Source organism: Streptomyces sp. AM 2-1-1, from assembly GCF_029167645.1.
Taxonomy (GTDB): Bacteria; Actinomycetota; Actinomycetes; order Streptomycetales; family Streptomycetaceae; genus Streptomyces.
The window spans coordinates 4,513,242-4,535,066 of sequence record NZ_CP119147.1 but is presented as its reverse complement, the minus strand read 5'-3'; the positions used below and the strand labels follow the sequence as shown (position 1 = coordinate 4,535,066).

12 protein-coding genes are annotated in these 21,825 nt (G+C 72.8%); 6 read left to right on the top strand and 6 right to left on the bottom strand.

What is annotated here, in order from left to right:
• Positions 1-212: 212 nt before the first annotated feature.
• The 4 genes from PZB77_RS19860 to PZB77_RS19845 form a co-directional block, all read right to left on the bottom strand.
• Positions 213-1,082 (bottom strand): hypothetical protein, encoded by an 870-nt coding sequence (locus tag PZB77_RS19860; RefSeq protein ID WP_275493962.1) that lies wholly within the window; start codon positions 1,080-1,082, stop codon positions 213-215.
• A 365-nt stretch (positions 1,083-1,447) separates the two neighbouring features.
• Positions 1,448-2,554, bottom strand: a complete 1,107-nt coding sequence (gene prfB, locus PZB77_RS19855; RefSeq protein WP_275493961.1) for a peptide chain release factor 2 — start codon at positions 2,552-2,554, stop codon at positions 1,448-1,450.
• 180 nt (positions 2,555-2,734) lie between these two features.
• Positions 2,735-3,973 (bottom strand): serine/threonine-protein kinase, encoded by a 1,239-nt coding sequence (locus PZB77_RS19850; RefSeq protein ID WP_275493960.1) that lies wholly within the window; start codon positions 3,971-3,973, stop codon positions 2,735-2,737.
• A 311-nt stretch (positions 3,974-4,284) separates the two neighbouring features.
• The gene (locus tag PZB77_RS19845) at positions 4,285-5,958 is read right to left on the bottom strand and encodes a serine/threonine-protein kinase (RefSeq protein ID WP_275496136.1); all 1,674 of its coding nucleotides are present in this window, start codon (positions 5,956-5,958) and stop codon (positions 4,285-4,287) included.
• A 499-nt stretch (positions 5,959-6,457) separates the two neighbouring features.
• Between PZB77_RS19845 and PZB77_RS19840 the strand changes: the two genes are divergently transcribed.
• From PZB77_RS19840 to PZB77_RS19825, 4 genes are all read left to right on the top strand, one after another.
• A complete protein-coding gene (locus tag PZB77_RS19840) occupies positions 6,458-9,787 on the top strand; it encodes an FHA domain-containing protein (protein WP_275496135.1) in 3,330 nt (1,109 codons plus the stop codon).
• A 199-nt stretch (positions 9,788-9,986) separates the two neighbouring features.
• Entirely contained in the window at positions 9,987-11,363 is a 1,377-nt protein-coding gene (locus PZB77_RS19835; protein ID WP_275493959.1) for an ABC transporter substrate-binding protein, read from the top strand.
• 4 nt (positions 11,364-11,367) lie between these two features.
• Positions 11,368-12,762, top strand: a complete 1,395-nt coding sequence (locus tag PZB77_RS19830; RefSeq protein WP_275493958.1) for a sugar ABC transporter permease — start codon at positions 11,368-11,370, stop codon at positions 12,760-12,762.
• The gene (locus PZB77_RS19825; protein ID WP_275493957.1) at positions 12,759-13,646 is read left to right on the top strand and encodes a carbohydrate ABC transporter permease; all 888 of its coding nucleotides are present in this window, start codon (positions 12,759-12,761) and stop codon (positions 13,644-13,646) included. Before PZB77_RS19830 ends, PZB77_RS19825 begins: the two co-directional genes overlap by 4 nt.
• Before the next feature lie 121 nt (positions 13,647-13,767).
• On the opposite strand, the gene PZB77_RS19820 is transcribed toward PZB77_RS19825, so the two are convergent.
• On the bottom strand, positions 13,768-14,382 hold the full coding sequence (locus PZB77_RS19820; protein WP_275493956.1) for a TetR/AcrR family transcriptional regulator: 615 nt from the start codon (positions 14,380-14,382) through the stop codon (positions 13,768-13,770).
• Positions 14,383-14,608: 226 nt separating this feature from the next.
• Between PZB77_RS19820 and PZB77_RS19815 the strand changes: the two genes are divergently transcribed.
• A complete protein-coding gene (locus PZB77_RS19815) occupies positions 14,609-15,556 on the top strand; it encodes an ABC transporter permease (RefSeq protein ID WP_275493955.1) in 948 nt (315 codons plus the stop codon).
• A complete protein-coding gene (locus tag PZB77_RS19810; protein ID WP_275493954.1) occupies positions 15,549-16,322 on the top strand; it encodes an ABC transporter ATP-binding protein in 774 nt (257 codons plus the stop codon). Before PZB77_RS19815 ends, PZB77_RS19810 begins: the two co-directional genes overlap by 8 nt.
• 80 nt (positions 16,323-16,402) lie before the next feature.
• On the opposite strand, the gene PZB77_RS19805 is transcribed toward PZB77_RS19810, so the two are convergent.
• Positions 16,403-21,415 (bottom strand): NAD-glutamate dehydrogenase, encoded by a 5,013-nt coding sequence (locus PZB77_RS19805; RefSeq protein ID WP_275493953.1) that lies wholly within the window; start codon positions 21,413-21,415, stop codon positions 16,403-16,405.
• Positions 21,416-21,825: the final 410 nt, after the last annotated feature.

Genomic DNA, 21,825 nt, shown 5'->3' with positions numbered 1-21,825 from the left:
CCTTCAGGCGTTCGGACGGCTCCGAGGGGCGGCCTCGCACCCCTCCACGCCCTCGCACTCCTCCACGCCCTCCGCAGCCCCCGCGCTCTTCCTGGGTTCTTCCCCGGCGCCGAGAGGGCCCGGGGAGCGATGAAGCTCTCCCCGGGCCCTCCGGTGTCGTGCGTGATGCCCTGCTGCCGTGCTGAGCCGGTGGCCCGTGGTGAGCCGGTGGCTCAGACGGCGGAGCGGCCGCCCGCCAGGCGCGGCAGGAAGCGGAAGCCGATGCCGCCGGCGATCATCGTCGCGGCGCCGAGCAGCAGGAACGTGGTCTCGGCCGCACCGGTCTCGGCCAGCTCGTCCTTGCCCTTGCCCTGCTCCACCGGCTGGTTGCCGACGCTGTCCGTGTCGGTGTTGTTCGATTCGACGCACTCGGCACCGTCGAGGGTGACGGTGCAGGTCTCGTCGGTACCGCCGGTGGACGAGCCACCGGTCGAACCGTTCGAGCCCGTGGTACCGGTCGAGCCCGTGGACCCGTCACTGCCGGTGGAGCCGTTGGTGCCCGTGGACCCGTTGGCGCCCGTGGAGGACGAAGCCTGGTTACCGCTCGCCGACTCCTCGCCACCGGACGACACGGTCGCGGCCGACTCCTCGCCACCCGACGAGACCGTCGCGGCCGACTCCTCGCCACCGGACGACACGGTCGCGGCCGACTCCTCGCCACCCGACGAGACCGTCGCGGCCGACTCCTCGCCACCGGACGACACGGTCGCCGCCGACTCCTCGCCACCCGACGAGACGGTCGCCGCCGACTCCTCGCCACCGGACGAGACCGTCGCGGCCGACTCCTCGCCACCGGACGACACGGTCGCGGCCGACTCCTCGCCACCCGACGACACCGTCGCCGCCGACTCCTCGCCACCGGAGACCGCGCCCTCTTCGCCCGCGGTCACGCCGCCGGCACCATCGGTGCCGCCGTCGGCGGCGGTGATGGGGGGCGCCTCCCCGAATGCCTGCGCCGCACCCGCGGCGGTCAGGGAAGCGCCGGCCGCGATGATCGCGCCGGCCGCTATGCGCGCGATACGTACGCGCGTCTTCTTCGTCATCTGCTGCTACCCCCAGTAGCCGATCTCGTCAATGGAGCAGCACGGTGCGGGACCCGGCTCTGCGGAGTTCGCTCCGAACCGGGCCGCGATCTCCGCGGTCGTCCGGTCCGCCCCCGCTCACACCCGTCCCAGTCAACGCATGCTGCTCCAGCACCCTGACCAGAGTTGAGGGTTACGTCAAGAGCGTTCCGGGCGTTTGGTGTCCCGGTGGGGCTTCTGACGGTTATTCATGCCCCGGACTGTGACGCAATCCCCACCGCCCGGCCCCGCACCACGCGTGGCGGCGGGCGCGGCGCCCGTCGGGGCGGTCACGCGGAAGGCCCGGGCAGGATCCCTGCCCGGGCCCAACTTCCCTCTGCGTACGGTTACTTCTCGCCCTGCTTCCGCCAGCGGATGCCCGCCTCGATGAAGCCGTCGATCTCACCGTTGAAGACCGCTTCGGGGTTGCCCATCTCGAAGTCCGTACGGAGGTCCTTGACCATCTGGTACGGGTGCAGGACGTAGGAACGCATCTGGTTGCCCCAGGAGTTGCCCCCGTCGCCCTTGAGCGCGTTCATCTTGGCCTGCTCCTCCTGGCGGCGGCGCTCGAGGAGCTTCGCCTGGAGGACGTTCATCGCGGACGCCTTGTTCTGGATCTGCGAGCGCTCGTTCTGGCAGGAGACGACGATGCCGGTCGGCAGGTGGGTCAGGCGCACCGCGGAGTCGGTGGTGTTGACGCCCTGGCCGCCGGGGCCCGAGGAGCGGTACACGTCCACCCGCAACTCGGACTCGTCGATCTCGATGTGGTCGGTCTTCTCGACCACCGGCAGGACCTCGACGCCCGCGAAGGACGTCTGGCGGCGGCCCTGGTTGTCGAAGGGCGAGATCCGCACGAGGCGGTGGGTGCCCTGCTCGACGGAGAGGGTGCCGTAGGCGTACGGGATCTCGATCGCGAAGGTGGTCGACTTGATGCCGGCCTCCTCGGCGTACGCGGTCTCGTAGACCTCGGCCTTGTAGTTGTGCCGCTCGGCCCAGCGGAGGTACATGCGCTGGAGCTTCTCGGCGAAGTCGGCGGCGTCGACGCCACCGGCCTCGGCGCGGATGGTGACCAGGGCCTCGCGGGAGTCGTACTCGCCGGAGAGGAGGGTGCGGACCTCCATCTCGTCGAGCGCCTTGCGGACCGATTCCAGCTCGGTCTCGGCCTCGGCAAGCGCGTCCGCGTCGCCCTCGTCGTGGGCGAGCTCGAAGAGGACGCTGAGGTCGTCGATGCGACCGCGGAGCGTCTCGGTCTTGCGGACCTCGGCCTGGAGATGGGAGAGCTTGCTGGTGATCTTCTGGGCCGCGTCCGGGTCGTCCCAGAGGGACGGCGCCGCCGCCTGCTCCTCGAGCACGGCGATGTCCGCCCTCAGGGAGTCCAGGTCCAGGACGGCCTCGATCGACCCCATGGTGGACGAGAGGGACTTCAGCTCTTCGGAAATATCGACGACTGCCACGGGTCCAGCGTAACGGCTGGACGGGTGAAGCTCGCCCTCCCCCGGTCCGCGGCACCGTATCCCCGGCGCCGGGCCCGCTCCCGCACGGCTCCCGCACCGCTCCCCCGGCCGGTCCGGCACCGCGCCCGGCCCGCCCGCCCGCCGGGGCCCGGCCGGTGCCGGGGCGCGTGCGGGAGGGGGTCAGGGGGTGTCGGGTGCGGAGCTGCCGCTGTCCCGCGGGGTGGCACCGGAGTCGTCACCGCCGGTGGCGAGCCAGCCGCCCACCGCGACGGCCGCGACGAGCACCGCGGCCGAGGCGCCGAGGACCAGACGGCGCTTGCGGACGACGGCGGACTTGTTCCGGGCCGAGCCGGGGCGCGGGCCGGGGGCCCTCGGTGCGCGGGCGGTACCGAGCGGGCCGCCGGCCAGTTCGTCCGGGGCGGGCACCCGCATGCTGGTGTGGGTGTCCCGGTTGGAGTCGGGGGCGGAGCCGGGGACCAGCGGTACGGCGCCCCGGCGGCGCGGCTCCTCGTGCGCGGGGGTGTACTGCTCGTCGTACGCCGGGCGCAGTTCCGTTTCTTCGTCCCCGGGCTCGTCCACGTCCAGCGGGCCGATGCCCGACAGCAGCGGCAGCAGCTCCCGCAGCCGGCCGCCCAGCTCGGAGGCGCGCAGCCGGGAGGCCGGGGCCTTGGCGAGGCACTGGACGAGCAGCTGCCACAGCTCCTCGGGGATGCCGGGGAGCGGGACGACGGTCTCCGTGACGTGCCGGCGCAGCACCGCGCCCGGGTGCCCGCCGCCGAAGGGGGTGAATCCGGCGAGCAGCTCGTAGAGGACGGTGGCGAGGGCGTAGATGTCGACGGCCGCGCGCGGCGGGAGCCCTTCCACGATCTCGGGGGCCAGATAGTCCGGCGTGCCGATGATCCGGGTGGCCCGGGTGCGCAGCGGGGTGTCGATGAGCTTGGCGACCCCGAAGTCGGTGAGCAGCGCGGGGTGCGAGCCGCCGGGGCCGAGTGGGCCCTCCATGTCGAGCAGGATGTTCTCCGGCTTGACGTCCCGGTGGACCACTCCGGCCGCGTGCGCGGCGGCGAGCCCGTCGGCGACGTCCGCGACGATCGCGACGGCGGCCTCCGGGGCGAGGCGGCGCTCGCGGTCCAGCCGGGTGCGCAGGTCGGTGCCGCGCACCAGCCGCATGACCAGGGCGAGGTCGTTGCCGTCGACGACGAGGTCGTGGACGGCGACCACGTGCGGGTGGTCGAGCCCGAGCAGGGCGGTGCGTTCCTGGACGAAGCGGCCCACCAACTCCTGGTCGGACGCGAGATCCTCGCGGAGCAGTTTGATGGCGACGGGCCCCTCGGGCCCCTCGCCGAGCCACACCGTTCCGGCGCTGCCGCGCCCCAGGATCTGGTGGGCGGTGTACCGGCTGCCGATATTCCGTGCCAAGACTGCTCCCTCAGCGGCTGGCGGTGAACCCCGGTCGACAAAGTTACGCGGCGACCAGGGGGTTACGTGCCCAGGACGGGGCCAACCTTCCCTTCCCCGGGCGAAATGCGGCGGTAAGGACCCCGAAGGAGTCGACAAAGGTACAGAGTTGATGCGGGGCGGAGACGGCGCCGAGACGGAGCGGAGACCTGGACCGGCGGGTCCGGGTCATCCCCGTCGGGCACCCCGGACCGCCCACGTGCGTGATCCGGCCGGTCACGCCGGTCGCGCGACCCACCGCACGCCGGGCAGAGCGGCGCTGCGGCGCCGGATCACTGCGTACTGCCGCCGCCGAGGTCGGAGACCCAGTTCGTCACCGTACCGATGGCGTCTCCGATCGCCTCCCAGTACCCCTTGCCCTGGTCGACCCAGTCCTGGAGCGGGGTCAGCTCCCAGATGAGCCACCCCGCGACGACGAGCAGCAGCACGGTGAAGAGGCAGCCCTTGAGGCAGCCGAGACCCGGGATCCTCATCGGGTTGGCGCTGCGCTGCCGGGGCTCGCGCGGGGCGGGTGCCTGCGGTTGCTGCGGTGGCGCGTACTGCCGGCGCGGCGGCTGCTGCGGCGGCTGCTGCGGCTGCTGCCGCTGGGGCGCGTACTGCTGGGGCTGCTCGTAGCGCGGCGGCTGCTGTTGCTGCGGCGGGTACTGCTGGTGCTGGGGGCGCTGCTGGTGCTGCGGCGGCTGCTGGCGCTGCGGGGGCTGCTGCGGCTGCTGACGGCGCTGGGGGCGACGGCGCAGCGGGTCCTCGGACGGGTCGAGGTACTGCACCTGGGTCTGCTCGTTGCGGTCGCGCGCGGCCTGGAGCTGGGACTGCCAGGGGTGCGGGCCGTCCGGCTGCGGCGGCCCGTCCGGGCGCTGCGACACCGGCGGCAGCACGGCGGTCGGGTCGGCCCGGCGGTCGTCCGGGACCTGCCCGTGCCGCATGACGCTGGTGGCGGCGTTCGGGTCGTACCCGCCCGCGCCGAAGGGGGCGCCGGTGTTCGGCAGCACCTGCGTGGGGTCGGCCGCGCCGGGAGTCCCGGACACGGGCGCGGGCGCCGGGTCCGGGGCGAGCAGCGCGCCGACGCCGTCGGCGGCGGCGATCTGGGAGGAGTTGGCGTGCACACCGATGCCGGCGGCGACGGTACGGAGTGCCCGGGCCAGGTTCTCGGCGCTGGGCCGCTGGTCCGGGTCCTTGCGCAGACACCGCTCGATGACCGTCCACAGCGGTTCGGGGACGGTGGAGGGGCGGCGGGGCTCCTCGCTGAGGTGACGGTGGAGCACCTCCAGCGCGGTGCCCCCGGCGAACGGCGGCCGTCCGGTGACCAGCTCGTACAGGAGGATCCCGGCGCCGTAGATGTCGACGGCCGAGGTCTGCGGCCGGCCCTCGGCGGACTCCGGGGCCACGTACGCGGGCGTCCCGACGAACTCGTGGGTGCGGGTCAGGCCCGGGGAGTCGGCGAGCCGGGCGATGCCGAAGTCGGTCAGCATCGGGCGCATGGTGCCGTCGCGCTCGTCGAGCAGGACGTTGGCCGGCTTCAGGTCGCGGTGGACGACGCCGTCCGCGTGGCTGGCGGCGAGCGCGTCGGCGATCTGGGCGGTGAGGAGGGAGGCGGCGACCGGCGTCAGCGGCCCGTTGTCCCGGAGGTAGCGGTGCAGGTCGGGGCCGTCGATCAGGTCCATGACCAGGGCGAGGAGATCGCCTTCGACCACCAGGTCGCGGGTGCGCACGATGTTCTCGTGGGTGAGCCGGAGCAGCACGGAGCGCTCCCGGAGGAACCGCATCACCACGTCGGCGTCGTTGGCGAGCTCCTCCTTGAGGACCTTGATCGCCACGGTCTCGCCGGGCTGCCCCGCGACGGCCGCCTCGGCCCCCGCGGTCTCCCGCTGGCGCGCGCGCCAGACGGTACCGGTGGCGCCGCGTCCGAGCGGCTCTTCTAGCAGGTACTTGCTGCCTACGGGCCGCACGTCATGCGCTCCCTGCTGTTCGTGGTGACGGTGGTGGGTGAGGGCCCACTCTAGTGGTGCCGAACCGGCCGCCGCCGGGTCGCGAACGGCCTGTGTCCGCGCGGTGACCCGTCGAATTCCGGCCATTCACCGGCGCTCCCGCGACTGCTGCGGGATCCGTCACGCGCCCCGCTCCGGGGAAGACGCGACCGGACGACCGCCGGTTGCCCTCCGGGTGTCCGTACGTCTGCCCACGTGGGGGCTCCGTCACGCAGAACTGTCCGAAGACGGGCCAAGCAGGCTCTTTTGCGCCCACACCCGACCAATCAAGATCACTTATGCATGACCCGTGGGCGCGTTGCCGGTGGCAGGTGCGAGGATGCCTCCAGCACGGAACTGCGGGAGCGGGAGCCCTGCGGTACGTGACGACCCGTACCGGACGACGCGTCCGCGCCGGGTGGGGGGCATCACAGGGCGAGCCCCCTGCCGGGCAACCGTGCAGAAGGGACCGCTGACGGCGATGCAGATCCGGTTGACCGTCCTCGCGCCGCGCAGCGGCCACGCACCGGCCCGCGCGTGCGACGTCCTCCTCACCGCTCCGGCGGGCACCGCGCTCGCCGCCGTCGCCTCGGCCCTCGCCTCGGCGGTCCAGGGCCCCGAGGGGTCTCTGGGCGGCGGGGCGGTGATCCTCTTCGCCGGGCGGGAGAGGCTGGACTCCCAGCGGCTCGCGGTGGGCGAGCCGCCGCTCGTCGACGGCGCGGTGCTCTCCCTCCAGTCCCCCGGTGAGGACGAGGCGTCCGACGACGCCGTCCCCGCCCGGCTGCACGTGGTCGCGGGCCCCGACGCGGGCGGCGTGCACCTGCTGCACGGCGGTCAGATCCGGATCGGCCGCTCCGCCGACGCGGACGTACCGCTCGACGACCCCGACGTCTCCCGGCTGCACTGCGCGGTCACGGTCGCCGGCGACGGCCGGGTGACGGTGGCCGACCTCGGTTCGACCAACGGCACCTCGCTGGACGGCGCCGAGATCGGCACCCGGCCGGTCCCCCTGACGGCGGGCGCCCTGCTGCGGCTCGGCGAGTCCACGCTCCGCCTCACCACCGGCCCCCGCGCCCCGGCGCTGGCGACCGCCCCCGACGGCGAGGGGCACCTGCGGGTGGCCCGCCCGGAGCCCGGTGCGCCCGGGGCCGGTGGCCCCGAACCGGCCCACGGCCACGGCGGGGAGGCCGAGGAGACCCGGCCCGCCGGTCACGACGCGCCGTACCGCGAGGAGCCCCCGGTCCCCTTCGGCCGGCCCGCTGCACAGCCGCCGCGCCGGGGCGGCATAGGGGCCTGGGCACGACGGCTGGCCGGCGGCCGCGCCGCCGAACCCGGGGCCCCCGACGACCCGGACGACACCACCCCGCGCTCCTCGTCGGCGCTCTCCGGATCCCCCGGGGCCCCGGGGTTCGTGTCCGCCTCCGCCCCGGCCGGCACCTGGCCGGACCCGGCGGCGGTGCTGCTGACCGCGCTCGGCCCGGGCCCCCGGCTCTGGGAGCGGGGTCTGGACCACCCGGAGGCGCTGGCCGTCCGGCTCGGCACCACCGACCGGGCGGAGCTGCCCTCGGTACCGGTGACGGTCGGGCTGCGCGAGGCCGGTTCCCTCGGGCTCGCCGGGCCCTGGGAACGCCTCACCGGACTGGCCCGCTCGGCCGTCGCCCAGCTCGCCGCGCTGCACTCCCCCTCCGACCTGGAGATCGTGCTCGTCAGCACCGACCGCAACCGCTCGGAGCAGGAGCGGCGCCGCGCCTGGTCCTGGCTGGGGTGGCTGCCGCACCTGCGGCCGACGCACGGACAGGACTGCCGGCTGCTGCTGGCGTTCGACCGTGAGCAGGCGGCGGCCCGCACGGCGGAGCTGGTCCGCCGACTGGACGACAGTCCGCTCGGCCCCGGCTGGCCGCACGCCGGACGCGACGCGGTGGCCCGGGCCGCCGAGGCCTGGACCGGTCCGTACACCGTGGTGGTGGTCGACGGGGACCCCGGGACGGCCGCGCTGCGCGAGACGACCGCGCGACTGGCGGGCGCGGGCGCGGCGGCCGGGATCCACCTGATCTGCCTGGCGGAGACCCCGCCGGCCTCCCCCACCTCCCCGGTCACCGCGACCTACGAGAGCGCCTGCCACGCCTCCCTCGCCTTCCGCGAGTGCGGGGCGGTCGCCATGCTGAGCGGCGACGTGGCGACCGCGCTGCGGCTGCTGCGCACCGCCGGCGGCCAGGTGGCGGGGCACGGCACGGTGGCCACCGCGGACGCGGTGTCGCCGGCCTGGGCGGAGCGTTTCGCCCGGGCGCTGGCCCCGCTGCGGGACGAGGGCCCCGCGAACGCGGTGGAACTCGCCAGGACCGCCGCGCTGCCGCCCTCCTCCCGACTGCTGGACGAGCTGGGTCTCGCCCGGGCCACTCCGGCGTCGCTGATGGCCCGCTGGGCGTCGACCGCCGAGCGGCAGCCGGGCGCCTCGGCCCGTCCGACCCCCACCCCCTCGTCGTCCGGACGGCCCGGCAACCCCCAGGACACCCCGGGCTCCGGCCGCACCCTGAGCACCGGCCCGCAGCGTTCCGTCCCGCTGGTCGGCGGCCAGCGCACCGGCCCGCCCGACTCGGGGAGCACCCCGTACCCGTCCCGTACGGGCTCCGGGCGCACCCCGTACCCGGATGCGACGGCGCGCGGTACGGGCGACACGCCGTACCCGGACGCCGCGCCCCGTACCGGCTCCGAGCGCACGCCGTATCCGGCCTCCGCCGGCGAGGGGGCCGGCGGGCAGGCGGGGCGGCCGGTGGTGGTGCTGGGGGCCGGGCCCCGGGGGCCGGTGAGCGTGGACCTCGCCGACGAGGGGCCGCACCTCCTCATCGAGGGGCCCGCGGGGAGCGGGCGCACCGAACTCCTGCGGGCCGTGGCCGCCTCGCTCGCCTCGGCGGCCCGGCCGGACCGGCTGGGGATCCTGCTGGTGGACGGCGCCGGGGCCGGCGGGGAGAGCGGCGAGCGCGGTGAGGGGCTGCGTCCCTGCACCGAGCTGCCGCACGTCTTCTCGTACCTGTCGGCCTCCGACCCGGTGCGGATGCGGGAGTTCGCGCGGGCGCTCGGCGGGGAGCTGAAACGCCGTGCCGAACTCCTCGGCGGGCTGGACTTCTCCGAGTGGCACACCCGGCACGAGGTCGCCCAGCGGCTCGTCGGCCAGCGTCCGCCGAGCCCCTCCGAGCAGCGCGGTGACCTCGACTCCTCGTCCACCACCGGGACCCTGCGGCTGCGGACCACCGCCGCGCAGGCGGTCGACCCCGGTCCGTCGCCGCTGCCCCGGCTCGTGGTGCTCGCCGACGACTTCGACGCGCTGGTCGCCCCGGCGCTCGGCAGCCCGGGCCGGCCCGCCGCCGGGTCCGTGGTGCGGGCGCTGGAGGCGGTGGCGCGGGACGGCGGCCGGCTCGGGGTGCACCTCGTCGCGTCCTCGGGCCGACCGGACCGCACCGAGGACACCGAGCTGGCGCGCGGTGCCCGGCTGCGGATCGTGCTGGACGCTCCGGTGCTGCCGCCCTCGCCGGACGAACCGGCGCCGGGGCGCGGCCGGCTGGGGCATCCGGACGGCCGGGTCACCCCGTTCCAGGGCGGCCGGGTGACGGGGCGCATCCCGCGCACGGCGACCCTGCGGCCGACCGTCGTGCCGCTGGAGTGGGAGCGGATGGGCGATCCGCCGACCCGCCGCCCGGTCCGCGAACTCGGCAACGGACCGACCGACCTGGCGCTCCTCGCGAGCGCCCTGGAGCGGGCCGCGCGCTCGGTCAACGCCGAACGGCTGCCGCCGTTGCCGCCCGTCCCGACGTGAACGAACCTGTCCTCCTGACCCCTTTCCCGACGGTGTGCGTTTCCTCCTGAATCAACATCACGAGCCGATCACGATGCGCCCGCCAGGCCCCTTCGCGCTATTGCGGGTCCTTCGCGCCCCGGCGTAGGACTGTGCCCACGAACGATGCGGTACTCGCACAGCGGCGTGCGGACGCACGTCGACGGGAAACGGGGAATTCATGCACAACACCCGACAACTGGGCCGGGCGGCAATGGTGTTCGCCGCGGCAGGCGCACTGGCGCTGACCGGCTGTTCAGGCGGTTCGGACGACGGGAAGGACAACGGGGAGAAGCCGGGCGGCACGCCGGCGGCGAGCGAGTCGACCACGTCGACCGTCGCCTTACCCCGCCTGGACGGTGAGCAGATCTCCGTGGCGGCCGTGTGGACGGGCGCGGAGCAGCAGAACTTCACCAAAGTGCTGGACGAGTTCGAGAAGCGGACGGGGGCGACGGTCACCTTCGTGCCCGCGCAGGACCCGATCATCAACTTCCTCGGTACGAAGGTCGCGGGCGGGCAGCCGCCGGACGTCGCGATGATCCCGCAGGTGGGCGCGATCCAGCAGGCGGTGGCGAAGAAGTGGGCCAAGCCCGTCGGCAACGAGGCGCGGGCCCAGCTCGGCCAGAACTACGCGAAGGTCTGGCAGGACCTCGGCGCGGTGGACGGCACCCAGTACGGCGTCTACTACAAGGCCGCCAACAAGTCGCTGGTCTGGTACAACGCCCAGGCGTTCGAGAACGCGGGTGCGGCCGAGCCGAAGACCTGGAAGGACTTCCTCACCACCGCCGAGACCGTGTCGGCCTCCGGGATCACCCCGGTGTCGGTCGGCGGGGCGGACGGCTGGACCCTCACCGACTGGTTCGAGAACGTCTACCTCTCCCAGGCGGGCCCGGAGAAGTACGACCAGCTGGCGAAGCACACGATCCCGTGGACCGACCCGTCCGTGAAGGACGCGCTCACCACCCTCGCGCAGCTCTTCGGCAAGCCGGAGCTGATCGCGGGCGGCGCGTCCGGGGCGCTCCAGACCGAGTTCCCCGCTTCGGTGACGCAGACCTTCACCGGTGGCGACCAGCCCAAGGCGGCCATGGTCTTCGAGGGTGACTTCGTCTCGGTCAACATCGCGGAGACCGACGCGAAGATCGGTACGGACGCCAAGGTGTTCCCGTTCCCGGCGGTCGGCGCCGACTCCCCGGTGGTGACCGGTGGGGACGCGGCGGTGGCGCTGAAGGACACCAAGGGCGCCCAGGCGCTGCTGACCTTCCTGGCGTCCACGGACGCGGCGAAGATCTCCGCGGGGGCGGGCGGGTTCCTCTCGCCGAACAAGTCCCTGGACCCGGCCGTCTACCCCAACGACGTGCAGCGCACCATGGCGCAGGCGCTGGTCGCGGCCGGTGACGACGTCCGGTTCGACATGTCCGACCAGGCGCCGCAGTCCTTCGGCGGGACGCCCGGCAAGGGCGAGTGGAAGCTCCTCCAGGACTTCCTGAAGAACCCGAAGGACATCGCGGGGACGCAGCGGGCGCTGGAGTCCGCCGCCGCCGAGGCGTACAAGAGCTGACGCGGTGACGACAGCGACGACGGGGGGCGCCGACGCGGTGCCCCCCGTCCACCCCGGTCCTCCCGTCCCACCGTCCGCCGGTCCACCGCCGAGGGCCCGGCGGTCCGGCCGGGGCGTCACCGGCTCCCGCCGGGCCGTCGCGGCGGCGTTCCTGCTGCCCGCGCTGGTGCTGCTCGGCGCGCTGGTGGTCTATCCGATCGCCTACTCCGTCTACCGGTCGTTCTTCGACCAGGCGGGCACCGGCTTCGCCGGGCTCGACAACTACCAGAAGCTCTTCACCGACGACACGATCCGCACCGCGGTCAAGAACAACCTGATCTGGGTGGTCCTGGCGCCCACGGTCTCCACCGCGCTCGGCCTGATCTTCGCGGTCCTGACCGAACGCATCCGCTGGGGCACGGCGTTCAAGCTGGTCGTCTTCATGCCGATGGCGATCTCCATGCTGGCCGCCGGGATCATCTTCCGGCTGGTCTACGACGAGGCGCCGGAGCGCGGGGTCGCCAACGCGGTCTGGGTGGGCGTGCACGACACGTTCGCCGAGTCCGCCGGCTTCCCGAAGGCGCACCCGCTGCCGGTGCACCCGCTGAAGGCGGGCGGTGGCGGGTCGTTCGTGACGAAGGAGCCGGTACGGGCCGGCGTGCCGGCGCTGCTGCCGCTGGTCGGCGTCGTACCGGAGAAGATGCCGGGCGACGCGGAGCCCGCCCGTACACCCGCGCCGGACGGCGACCGGATCACGGGCACCGCCTGGCTGGACTTCACCAAGGGCGGCGGCGGGAAGCCGAACACCGTCGACCCGAAGGAGCTCGGCCTCAAGGGCATCGAGGTCGAGGCGGTCAAGGACGGCAAGGTCGTCGCCACCGCGAAGGCGGGCGCGGACGGGAGCTTCTCGCTGCCGGCCGCCGCCGGGGGGGCCGTGCTGCGGCTGCCCGCCGACAACTTCCGCGAGCCGTACAACGGGGTCTCCTGGCTCGGCCCGGACCTGGTCACTCCCGGGATCATCGGCAGTTACGTCTGGATGTGGGCGGGCTTCGCGATGGTCCTGATCGCGGCGGGGCTCGCCGGGCTGCCGCGCGAACTCCTCGAAGCGGCCCGGGTGGACGGGGCGAACGAGTGGCAGGTGTTCCGGCGGATCACCGTGCCGATGCTGGCGCCCGTGCTCGCGGTGGTGCTGGTCACGCTCATGATCAACGTCCTGAAGGTCTTCGACCTGATCTTCATCATCGCGCCGGGATCCTCCCAGGACGACGCCAACGTCCTCGCCCTCCAGCTGTACCGCTCGTCCTTCGGCACGGACGCGGACCTGGGGGTCGGCAGCGCCATCGCCGTCCTCCTGCTGCTGCTGGTGATCCCGGTGATGGCCTTCAACATCCGGCGGATACGGAAGGAGGGACGCCGATGACGGCCCCGGTCACGACCACCGCGTCCAAGCCCGGCCCGTCGCTCGCGGCGAGGATCGCCGCGCGGGCCGGCGGCGGGGTGATGCGGGTGGCGCTCGTCCTGGTGGCCCTGTTCTGGCTGATGCCGACGATCGGGCTGCTGCTCTCCTCACTGCGGGACGGCAAGGACATCGCGGCGAGCGGCTGGTGGCAGGTGTTCACCACCCCCTCGCAGCTGACCTTCGACAACTACCGGCACCTGCTCTCCGACTCGGCCATCACGGACTCGCTGTTCTCCACCGTGATGATCACCGTCCCGTCCACGGTCCTGGTGGTGGTGATCGGCTCGTTCGCCGGCTACGCCTTCGCCTGGATGGACTTCCCCGGCCGCGACTGGTGGTTCCTGCTGGTCGTGGGGTTGCTGGTGGTGCCGGTGCAGGTGGCTCTCATCCCGGTCTCCAAGCTCTTCGGCACCATCGGGATCTTCGAGACCACCCTGGGAGTGGTGCTCTTCCACACGGCGTTCGGCCTGCCGTTCGCGATCTTCCTGCTGCGGAACTTCTTCGCGGAGATCCCGCGCGAACTGCTGGAGGCCGCCCGGCTCGACGGGGCGGGCGAGATCCGGCTCTTCACCCGGGTCGTGATGCCGCTGGGCGGACCCGCCATCGCCTCGCTCGGGATCTTCCAGTTCCTCTGGGTCTGGAACGACATGCTGGTGGCGCTGATCTTCGCGGACGCGGGCTCGCCGCCGATCACGGTGGCGCTCCAGCAGCAGGTGCGCCAGTTCGGCAACAACATCGACGTGCTGGCGCCGGGCGCGTTCGTGTCGATGGTGATCCCGCTCGCGGTGTTCTTCGCCTTCCAGCGGCAGTTCGTGTCGGGGGTGATGGCGGGGGCGGTCAAGTAGCCCTCCGCTACGGACCTCTCCCTGGGACCTCATCGACGGACCCCACCGGTGGGTCCTTCCGGCAAGCACCTCGGCGGACCCGGGCGCACCCCGCGCCCGGGTCCGCCCGTGCGTACGCCCCTCACGCCCCCCGGTGGGTGAGCGCCGCGACCGTCGAGGCGGCGAGGTCGTCGAGGTACCCCTTCGGCAGCCCGCCGCGGACCACCACCAGCCGCCAGTACAGCGGGCCGACGATCAGGTCGAGCGCCCGGTCGGGGTCGCTGCCCTCCGGCAGCTCGCCCCGGGCCACGGCCGCCCTCACGACGACGGCCGCGACGCCCTTCTGCGGGTCGAGCAGCGCCGCCTTGATCGTGTCGGCGATCTCCGGGTTCCGGGCCGCCTCGACGAGCAGGTCCGGGATCACCTGGGAGGCGACGGGGTGGCGGAGGGCGTAGGAGGCGAGCTGGAGGACCGCGCGTACGTCGCCGTGGAGCGAGCCGGTGTCCGGGGTCGGCATGCCCTGGGCCGCGACGGCCGCCACCAGGTCGAGCACCAGGTGCAGCTTGGACTTCCAGCGGCGGTAGACGGCGGTCTTGCCGACGCCGGCCCGGCGCGCGATGCCCTCCATGGACATCCGGGCGAATCCCACCGCCGCCAGCTCCTCGAAGACGGCCCCGCGGATGGCGTCGGTGACGTCCTCGCGCAGCACGGCGGCGCCCGCGGGAGTACGGCGCCGGGGTCCGGGTTCGGTGGTCATGCCGGGAAGGATATCCGGAACGACGAAACGGTTGCGTCCCGACGCACAAACGATTTAACCTCAGCGAGACGACGAAACGGTTCCGTCCCGTCGTTCGCCTCTCGTCCGTCCGCGTTCCCCCGCAGTTCAGCGGCTGTTCCGCGCAGCCCCGGGGCTCGTCCCGCGCGGCCCCACCGGCCGACGCCACGCAGCCCCCGCCTCTCTCCAGCCTCCGTCGAAAGCGATCGTGGTGAGCCAGACAGCAGCTCCGCCGACTCCCGGGCCGGCCGCAACCGATCCCGCCGCCCTCGCCCCGGTCCACGCGCCGGGCGAGATGGCGGCGCTGGCCGCCCGCCACGGCCTCACCGTCAGCGGCGCCCGCCCCTCCCTCGTGGCGTACGTCGCGCAGCTCTGGGGGCGCCGGCACTTCATCGTGGCGTTCGCCACCGCCAAGCTGACCGCCCAGTACAGCCAGGCCAAGCTCGGCCAGATCTGGCAGATCATGACGCCGCTGCTCAACGCGGCGGTCTACTACTTCATCTTCGGCATCCTGATGAACACCAAGCACGGGGTCCCCGACTTCGTGCCGTTCCTCGTCACGGGTGTCTTCATCTGGACGTTCACCTCCAGCTCGATCACCGCGGGCACCCGCGCGATCAGCGGCAACCTCGGTCTGGTGCGCGCCCTGCACTTCCCGCGCGCCTCACTGCCGGTCGCGCTCGCGCTCCAGCAGCTCCAGCAGCTGCTGTTCTCGCTCGGGGCGCTCGTCCTGATCCTGCTCGTCTTCGGGCAGTACCCCAGCCCCACCTGGTTGCTGGCGATCCCGGCACTCACCCTCCAGGCGGTCTTCAACACCGGCGTCTCGATGTTCGTGGCGCGGCTCACCGCGAAGACCCCGGACATCGCGCAGCTGATGCCGTTCCTGCTGCGCACCTGGATGTACGCCTCCGGCGTGATGTGGAGCCTGGACTCCCTCCTCACCACGGACCGGGTGCCGCACTTCGTCATCGTGGCCCTGGACTGCAACCCGGCGGCCGTCTACATCGACCTGATGCGGTTCGCCCTGATCGACAGCTTCACCGGTGCGCAACTGCCCGCCCACGTATGGGCGGTGGCCACGGCGTGGGCGCTGGTCTGCGGCGTCGGCGGCTTCGTGTTCTTCTGGCAGGCCGAGGAGAGGTACGGACGTGGCTGACACGACCGAGCGGGAACCCACCGTCGTCGTCGACGACGTGCACATCACCTACAAGGTCAACGGCACCAAGGGCGGCCGGGGCAGCGCCACCTCGGCGCTCAGCCGGATCGTCACCCGCCGCCGGAGCCCCGGCGTGCGCGAGGTGCACGCCGTCAAGGGCGTCAGCTTCGCCGCGTACAAGGGCGAGGCGATCGGGCTCATCGGCTCCAACGGTTCCGGCAAGTCCACCCTGCTCAAGGCGATCGCGGGCCTGCTCCCGGCGACCCGGGGCAAGGTCCACACACAGGGCCAGCCCTCGCTGCTCGGCGTGAACGCGGCGCTGATGAACGACCTGACCGGCGAGCGGAACGTCGTGCTGGGCGGACTGGCGATGGGCATGTCCCGCCAGGAGATCCGCGAGCGCTACGACGACATCGTGACCTTCTCCGGCATCAACGACAAGGGCGACTTCATCACCCTCCCGATGCGGACGTACTCCTCCGGCATGGCCGCCAGGCTGCGGTTCTCCATCGCCGCGTCGAAGAGCCACGACGTCCTGCTGATCGACGAGGCGCTCTCCACGGGCGACGCCACGTTCCAGAACCGGAGCAAGGACCGGATCAAGGAGCTCCGCGCGGAGGCCGGCACGGTCTTCCTGGTCAGCCACAGCAACCGGTCGATCCTGGACACCTGCGACCGGGCGATCTGGCTGGAGGCCGGCGTGCTGCGGATGGACGGCCCGGCGAAGGACGTCGTCGCCGCGTACGAGCGGTTCACGAAGAAGTAGCCCTCCTCGCGGTGACGACGGAAGGGGGTGCGGGCCGTACGGCCCGCATCCCCCCTTCCGTCGTCACCTCACCGGCGCGGTCAGCCGTGCGTGCGCAGCAGGGTCCGCATCGTCCGCATCGCGACCGACAGGTTCGCCAGGTCGAAGGCGTCGGAGTTCTGGATCTCCTCCAGCGTGGAACGCGACCGGGAGAGGATCGCCGCGTTCTTCTCCTCCCACGCCGCGAACCGCTCCTGGGGCGTGGCGCCTTCGGCACCCACGGCGAGCACGTCGGCGGTGAGGGCCGCGTGGGCCGCGTACAGGTCCTCACGGATGGAGGCGCGGGCCATCGACTGCCAGCGGTCGGCCCGCGGCAGCTCGATGATGCGGTCCATCAGGGCGGTGATCCCCAGCCGGTCGGCGAGGTCGTAGTAGACCTCGGCGACGGCCAGCGGGTCCTTGCCGGTACGGTCCGCGATGGCCACGATGTCGAGCGCCGGGAAGGCCGAGGAGAACCCGGCGACGCGCTGTGCCAGCTCCTCGGGGACGTCCGCCCCGGTGAGCTCGTCCAGGATCTGCTGGTACCACTCCTGGTCGGCGCCGCGCAGCAGCTTGGGCATCGCGGCCCAGACCTCGGCGACCCCGTCCGTGAAGAAGGCGACGGTGGCCGCGATGTCCACCGGCTGGGGACGGTTGCCCAGCAGCCAGCGGGTACCGCGCTCCACCAGGCGGCGGGAGTGCAGCCGGATGCGGGTCTGCACGTCGGCGGCGACCTCGCTGTCGAGCGCCTCCACCGCGTCCCAGACCCGGGAGAGGCCGAAGATCTCACGGGCCGCGGCCTGCGCCCGCACGATCTCCTCCACCGAGGCGCCGGTCTCCTCGCGGAAGCGGTGCAGGAAGGTCGAACCGCCGGCGTTCACGGTGTCGTTGACCAGCACCGTGGTGATGATCTCGCGGCGCAGCGCGTGGCCGTCGATCGCCTCCGGGAAGCGCTCCCGCAGCTGCCGCGGGAAGTAGGCGTGCGCGAGGCCCTGCAGGTGCGGGTCGTCCGGCAGGCTGGTGTGGATCAGCTCGTCGGCCGCCGTGATCTTGGTGTAGGCGAGCAGCACGGCGAGTTCGGGCTGGCTGAGTCCCTTGCCTGCGGCGAGGAGTTCGCGGATCTGCCGGTCGGCGGGGAGGAACTCCAGCGCCCGGTCGAGGCCGCCGGACGCCTCCAGCCGGCGCATCGACCGCTGTTGGGCGTGGAGCAGGTCGGCGGCCTGCGCGGTGGCGTTGGTGAGCGCGACGTTCTGCGCGTAGTTGTTGCGCAGCACGAGCGAGCCGACCTCGTCGGTCATCTCGGCGAGCAGCTTGTTGCGCTGCTTGACGGTCATGTCGCCGTCCCGCACCAGCCCGTTGAGCAGGATCTTGATGTTCACCTCGTGGTCGGAGGTGTCCACGCCGGCGCTGTTGTCGATCGCGTCGGTGTTGATCCGGCCGCCGTTGCGGGCGAACTCGATGCGGCCCAGCTGGGTGGCGCCGAGGTTGCCGCCCTCGCCGACGACCTTGGCCCGCAGGTCCTGGCCGTCGACCCGGATCGCGTCGTTGGCCTTGTCGCCGACGTCCGCGTCGGTTTCGGCGGAAGACTTGATGTACGTGCCGATGCCGCCGTTCCACAGCAGGTCGACCGGCGCCCGCAGGATGGCCTTCATCAGGTCGGCGGGGGTCATCTTGGTGATGCCCGCCTCGATGCCGAGGGCCGCGCGGACGTGCGCGTTGACCGGGATCGACTTGGCGGAGCGGGGGTGGACGCCGCCGCCCGCCGAGAGGAGGCCGGTGTCGTAGTCCGCCCAGGAGCTGCGGGGCAGTTCGAAGATCCGGCGCCGCTCGGCGTAGGAGACGGCGGCGTCCGGGGTCGGGTCGAGGAAGATGTGCCGGTGGTCGAAGGCCGCGACCAGCCGGATGTGCTCGGAGAGCAGCATGCCGTTGCCGAACACGTCGCCGGACATGTCGCCGACGCCGACGACGGTGAAGTCCTCGCGCTGCGTGTCGTGGTCGAACGCGCGGAAGTGCCGCTTGACCGACTCCCAGGCGCCGCGGGCGGTGATCCCCATGCCCTTGTGGTCGTACCCGGCGGAGCCACCGGAGGCGAAGGCGTCGCCGAGCCAGAAGTTGTAGGCGACGGCGACCTCGTTGGCGATGTCGGAGAAGCTCGCGGTGCCCTTGTCGGCGGCGACCACGAGGTAGGTGTCGTCCTCGTCGTGCCGGACCACGTCGGCGGGCGGCACGGTCTCGCCGGCCACCAGGTTGTCGGTGATGTCGAGCAGTGCCGAGACGAACACGCGGTACGCGGCGATGCCCTCGGCCAGCCAGGCGTCCCGGTCGAGCGCCGGGTCCGGGAGCTGCTTGGCCACGAAGCCGCCCTTGGCGCCCACCGGCACGATGACGGTGTTCTTCACCATCTGCGCCTTGACCAGGCCGAGGACCTCGGTACGGAAGTCCTCCCGCCGGTCCGACCAGCGCAGTCCGCCGCGGGCGACCTTGCCGAAGCGCAGGTGGACGCCCTCGACGCGGGGCGAGTACACCCAGATCTCGAAGGCCGGGCGCGGGGCGGGCAGGTCGGGAATGGCCTGCGGGTCGAACTTCATGGAGACGTAGCCGTGCGGCCCGCCGTCCTCGGTGTGCTGGAAGAAGTTGGTCCGCAGGGTCGCCTTGATGACGGTGAGGAAGGAGCGCAGGATGCGGTCCTCGTCGAGCGAGGCCACCTGGTCCAGTGCGCCGTCGAGCTCTTCGAGCAGTCCGTCGGTCAGTTCCCGGCCGGCCTTCTGGCGGGCGGGCGACATCCGGGCCTCGAAGAGGGAGACGAGCAGCCGGGTGGTGTGGACGTTGTTGCGGAGGGTGTCCTCCATGTAGTCCTGGCTGAAGGTCGAGCCCGCCTGGCGCAGGTACTTCGCGTAGGCGCGGAGCACCATCGCCTGGCGCCAGTCGAGCCCGGCGCGCAGCACCAGGGAGTTGAATCCGTCGTTCTCGGCGGCGCCGGTCCAGACGGCGGCGAAGGCGTGCTGGAAGCGGTCGCGGGTGTCGTCGGCGAGGTGGTCACCGGTGTCCGCGGGCATCCGGAGCCCGAAGTCGTAGATCCAGGCGGTCGTACGGTCCGGGCAGCGCAGCTCGTACGGGCGCTCGTCGACGACCTCGACGCCCAGGCGCTGGAGGACCGGGAGGACGGCGGAGAGCGAGACGGGCTCGCCGGTCCGGTAGATCTTGAAGCGGCGCTCGCCGGGCAGCGCGCCGACCGGCTCGTAGAGGCTGAGCGAGAAGTCCTTCTCCTCCGCCTCCAGCGCTTCGAGGTGGACCAGGTCGGCCACGGCGGCGCGCGGCGAGTGGTCGGCCTTGTACCCCTCGGGGAAGGCGCGGGCGTACCGGCGCAGCAGTTCGGCGGCGCGCTCCTCGCCGCACTCGGCGTTCAGCGCCTCCTGGAAGCCGTCCGCCCAGGAGCGGGTGGCCTCGACGAGACGGGCCTCGATGTGCTCGGTGTCGGCGTCCGTCAGGTGCGACAGCTCGGTGCCGGGGGCGACCCGGACGACGAAGTGCAGCCGGGAGAGGATCGACTCGGTGTTCCAGGCGGTGAAGTCGACGCTGGTGCCGCCGAGTTCCTCCTTGAGGATGTCGATCAGCCGCAGGCGCACACCGGTGGTGTAGCGGTCGCGCGGCAGGTAGACGAGGGCGGAGTAGTAGCGGCCGTACTCGTCCTGGCGCAGGTAGAGCCGCAGCCGGCGGCGTTCCTGGAGGTAGAGCACCGAGGTGACGATCGAGCGGAGCTGATCGGTCGGGGTCTGGAACATGTCGTCGCGCGGGTAGGTCTCCAGGATCTGGAGCAGGTCGCGGCCGTCGTGGCTGTTGTCCGAGAAGCCCGCGCCCTCCAGCACCTCGGCGACCTTGCGGCGGACGACGGGGACCCGGCGCACCGACTCGGTGTAGGCGGCGGACGAGAAGAGGCCGAGGAAGCGGCGCTCGCCGACGACGTTGCCGTCCGCGTCGAACTTCTTCACGCCGACGTAGTCGAGGTAGCTCGGGCGGTGGACCGTGGAGCGGCTGTTGGCCTTGGTCAGGATGAGCAGCTTGTGCTCGCGGGCCTTGGCGCGGGCGTCCGCGGGGAGCCGGTCGAAGGACGGGCTCACCGGGTGCGCCTCGTCCTCGCGGTGCTGCGGGTCGGAGCGCAGGATGCCGAGGCCGGTGCCGGGCACGGCGGCCAGCGAGTCTCCGTTCCTCAGCTCGTACTCGCGGTAGCCGAGGAAGGTGAAGTGGTCGGCGGCGAGCCAGCGCAGCAGCTCACCGGCCTCCTCGATCTCCTCGGCGGGCAGGCCGTCGGTGGGCTCCGCGGACAGTCCGTCGGCGATGCGCAGCGCGGCGGCGCGCATCTTGTCCCAGTCCTCGACGGTCTCGCGCACGTCGGACAGGACGCGCAGCAGGTCGGAGGTGATCTCCTTGAGGTCCTCGCGGTCCGTCTCGCGGTCGATCTCCACGTGGATCCAGGACTCGACGAGCACGTCGTGCGGCAACGCCTCCCCGGGGGCTCCGTCGCCGGTGTCCTGGCGGCCGTCGCCCTGGGGCACGCGGGGGACGCCGCTGCCGTCGGTGAGGACCTCCAGCAGCTTGCCGGTGAGGTCGCGCCGGACCAGGACCTGGGGGTGGATGACCAGGTGGATGCCCCGGTTCTGGCGGGACAGCTCGTTGGTGACGGAGTCGACCAGGAACGGCATGTCGTCGGTGACGACCTCGACGACGGAGTGGCTGGAGGTCCAGCCGTTCTCCTCCACGGTCGGGGTGTGCACCCGGACGTTGGCGGTGCCCTGGGGTCGGTTCTCGGCCAGGCGGTAGTGCGAGGAGGCGCCGCCGAAGACGTCGACCGGGTCCCGGCCGTTCAGGTCCTCGGGGGCGGTGTGCAGGTAGTAGCGCTGGAGGTAGGAGAGGAGCATGGACCGGCCGGACCGCTCGTCCCCGTCCTTGCCGGCCGCGGCGACCCGGACCCGGGAGGAACCCCCCGGGCCGCCGGCACCACCGCCCGGGCTGTTTTCAGCTACCTCGGCAGCCCGTACGAGCAGCTCGGCCTTGGCTTCGTCCAGCTTGGTCTGCATGTCCTCTGGCTCCTGTCGCGCGCCATTGCGTGACGTAGGTGAGAAAAGCGGCACAACGCAACGACGCGGGGTATCCGGTCGTAGTCGACGCTATGCCGCGATGAGGGATACCCGGGACCGATTCGACGATTTTCAGCCATGGACCGGGGTGACGGCGATCACGGACCGCCCGGGTGCGTGGGCACTCCGGGACCGGGCCGGGGGCATCGGCGCCCCCGAGGCGTATCGCGCTGATCACGGAGCAAGGCTATCCCGCCGGAGCGGGTGGCCGTCATGGCCCGCATCTGTACAAGGGGCGGTCCGGATGTGGCCACTTCGTACAATGCGCCGCGCCCCCTTGGCGTACGCGGCCGACCGGTGCAGGCTTGTCCCGCGCCGCACCCGGCCGGGCACGCACCCGCACCCGGCCG

Bases quoted from the DNA above. Each gene is read 5' to 3' on its own strand.
- PZB77_RS19860 (WP_275493962.1), bottom strand. From the start codon at position 1,082: ATGACGAAGAAGACGCGCGTACGTATCGCGCGCATAGCGGCCGGCGCG.
- PZB77_RS19840 (WP_275496135.1), top strand. From the start codon at position 6,458: ATGCAGATCCGGTTGACCGTCCTCGCGCCGCGCAGCGGCCACGCACCG.
- PZB77_RS19835 (WP_275493959.1), top strand. From the start codon at position 9,987: ATGCACAACACCCGACAACTGGGCCGGGCGGCAATGGTGTTCGCCGCG.
- PZB77_RS19825 (WP_275493957.1), top strand. From the start codon at position 12,759: ATGACGGCCCCGGTCACGACCACCGCGTCCAAGCCCGGCCCGTCGCTC.
- PZB77_RS19820 (WP_275493956.1), bottom strand. From the start codon at position 14,382: ATGACCACCGAACCCGGACCCCGGCGCCGTACTCCCGCGGGCGCCGCC.
- PZB77_RS19805 (WP_275493953.1), bottom strand. From the start codon at position 21,415: ATGCAGACCAAGCTGGACGAAGCCAAGGCCGAGCTGCTCGTACGGGCT.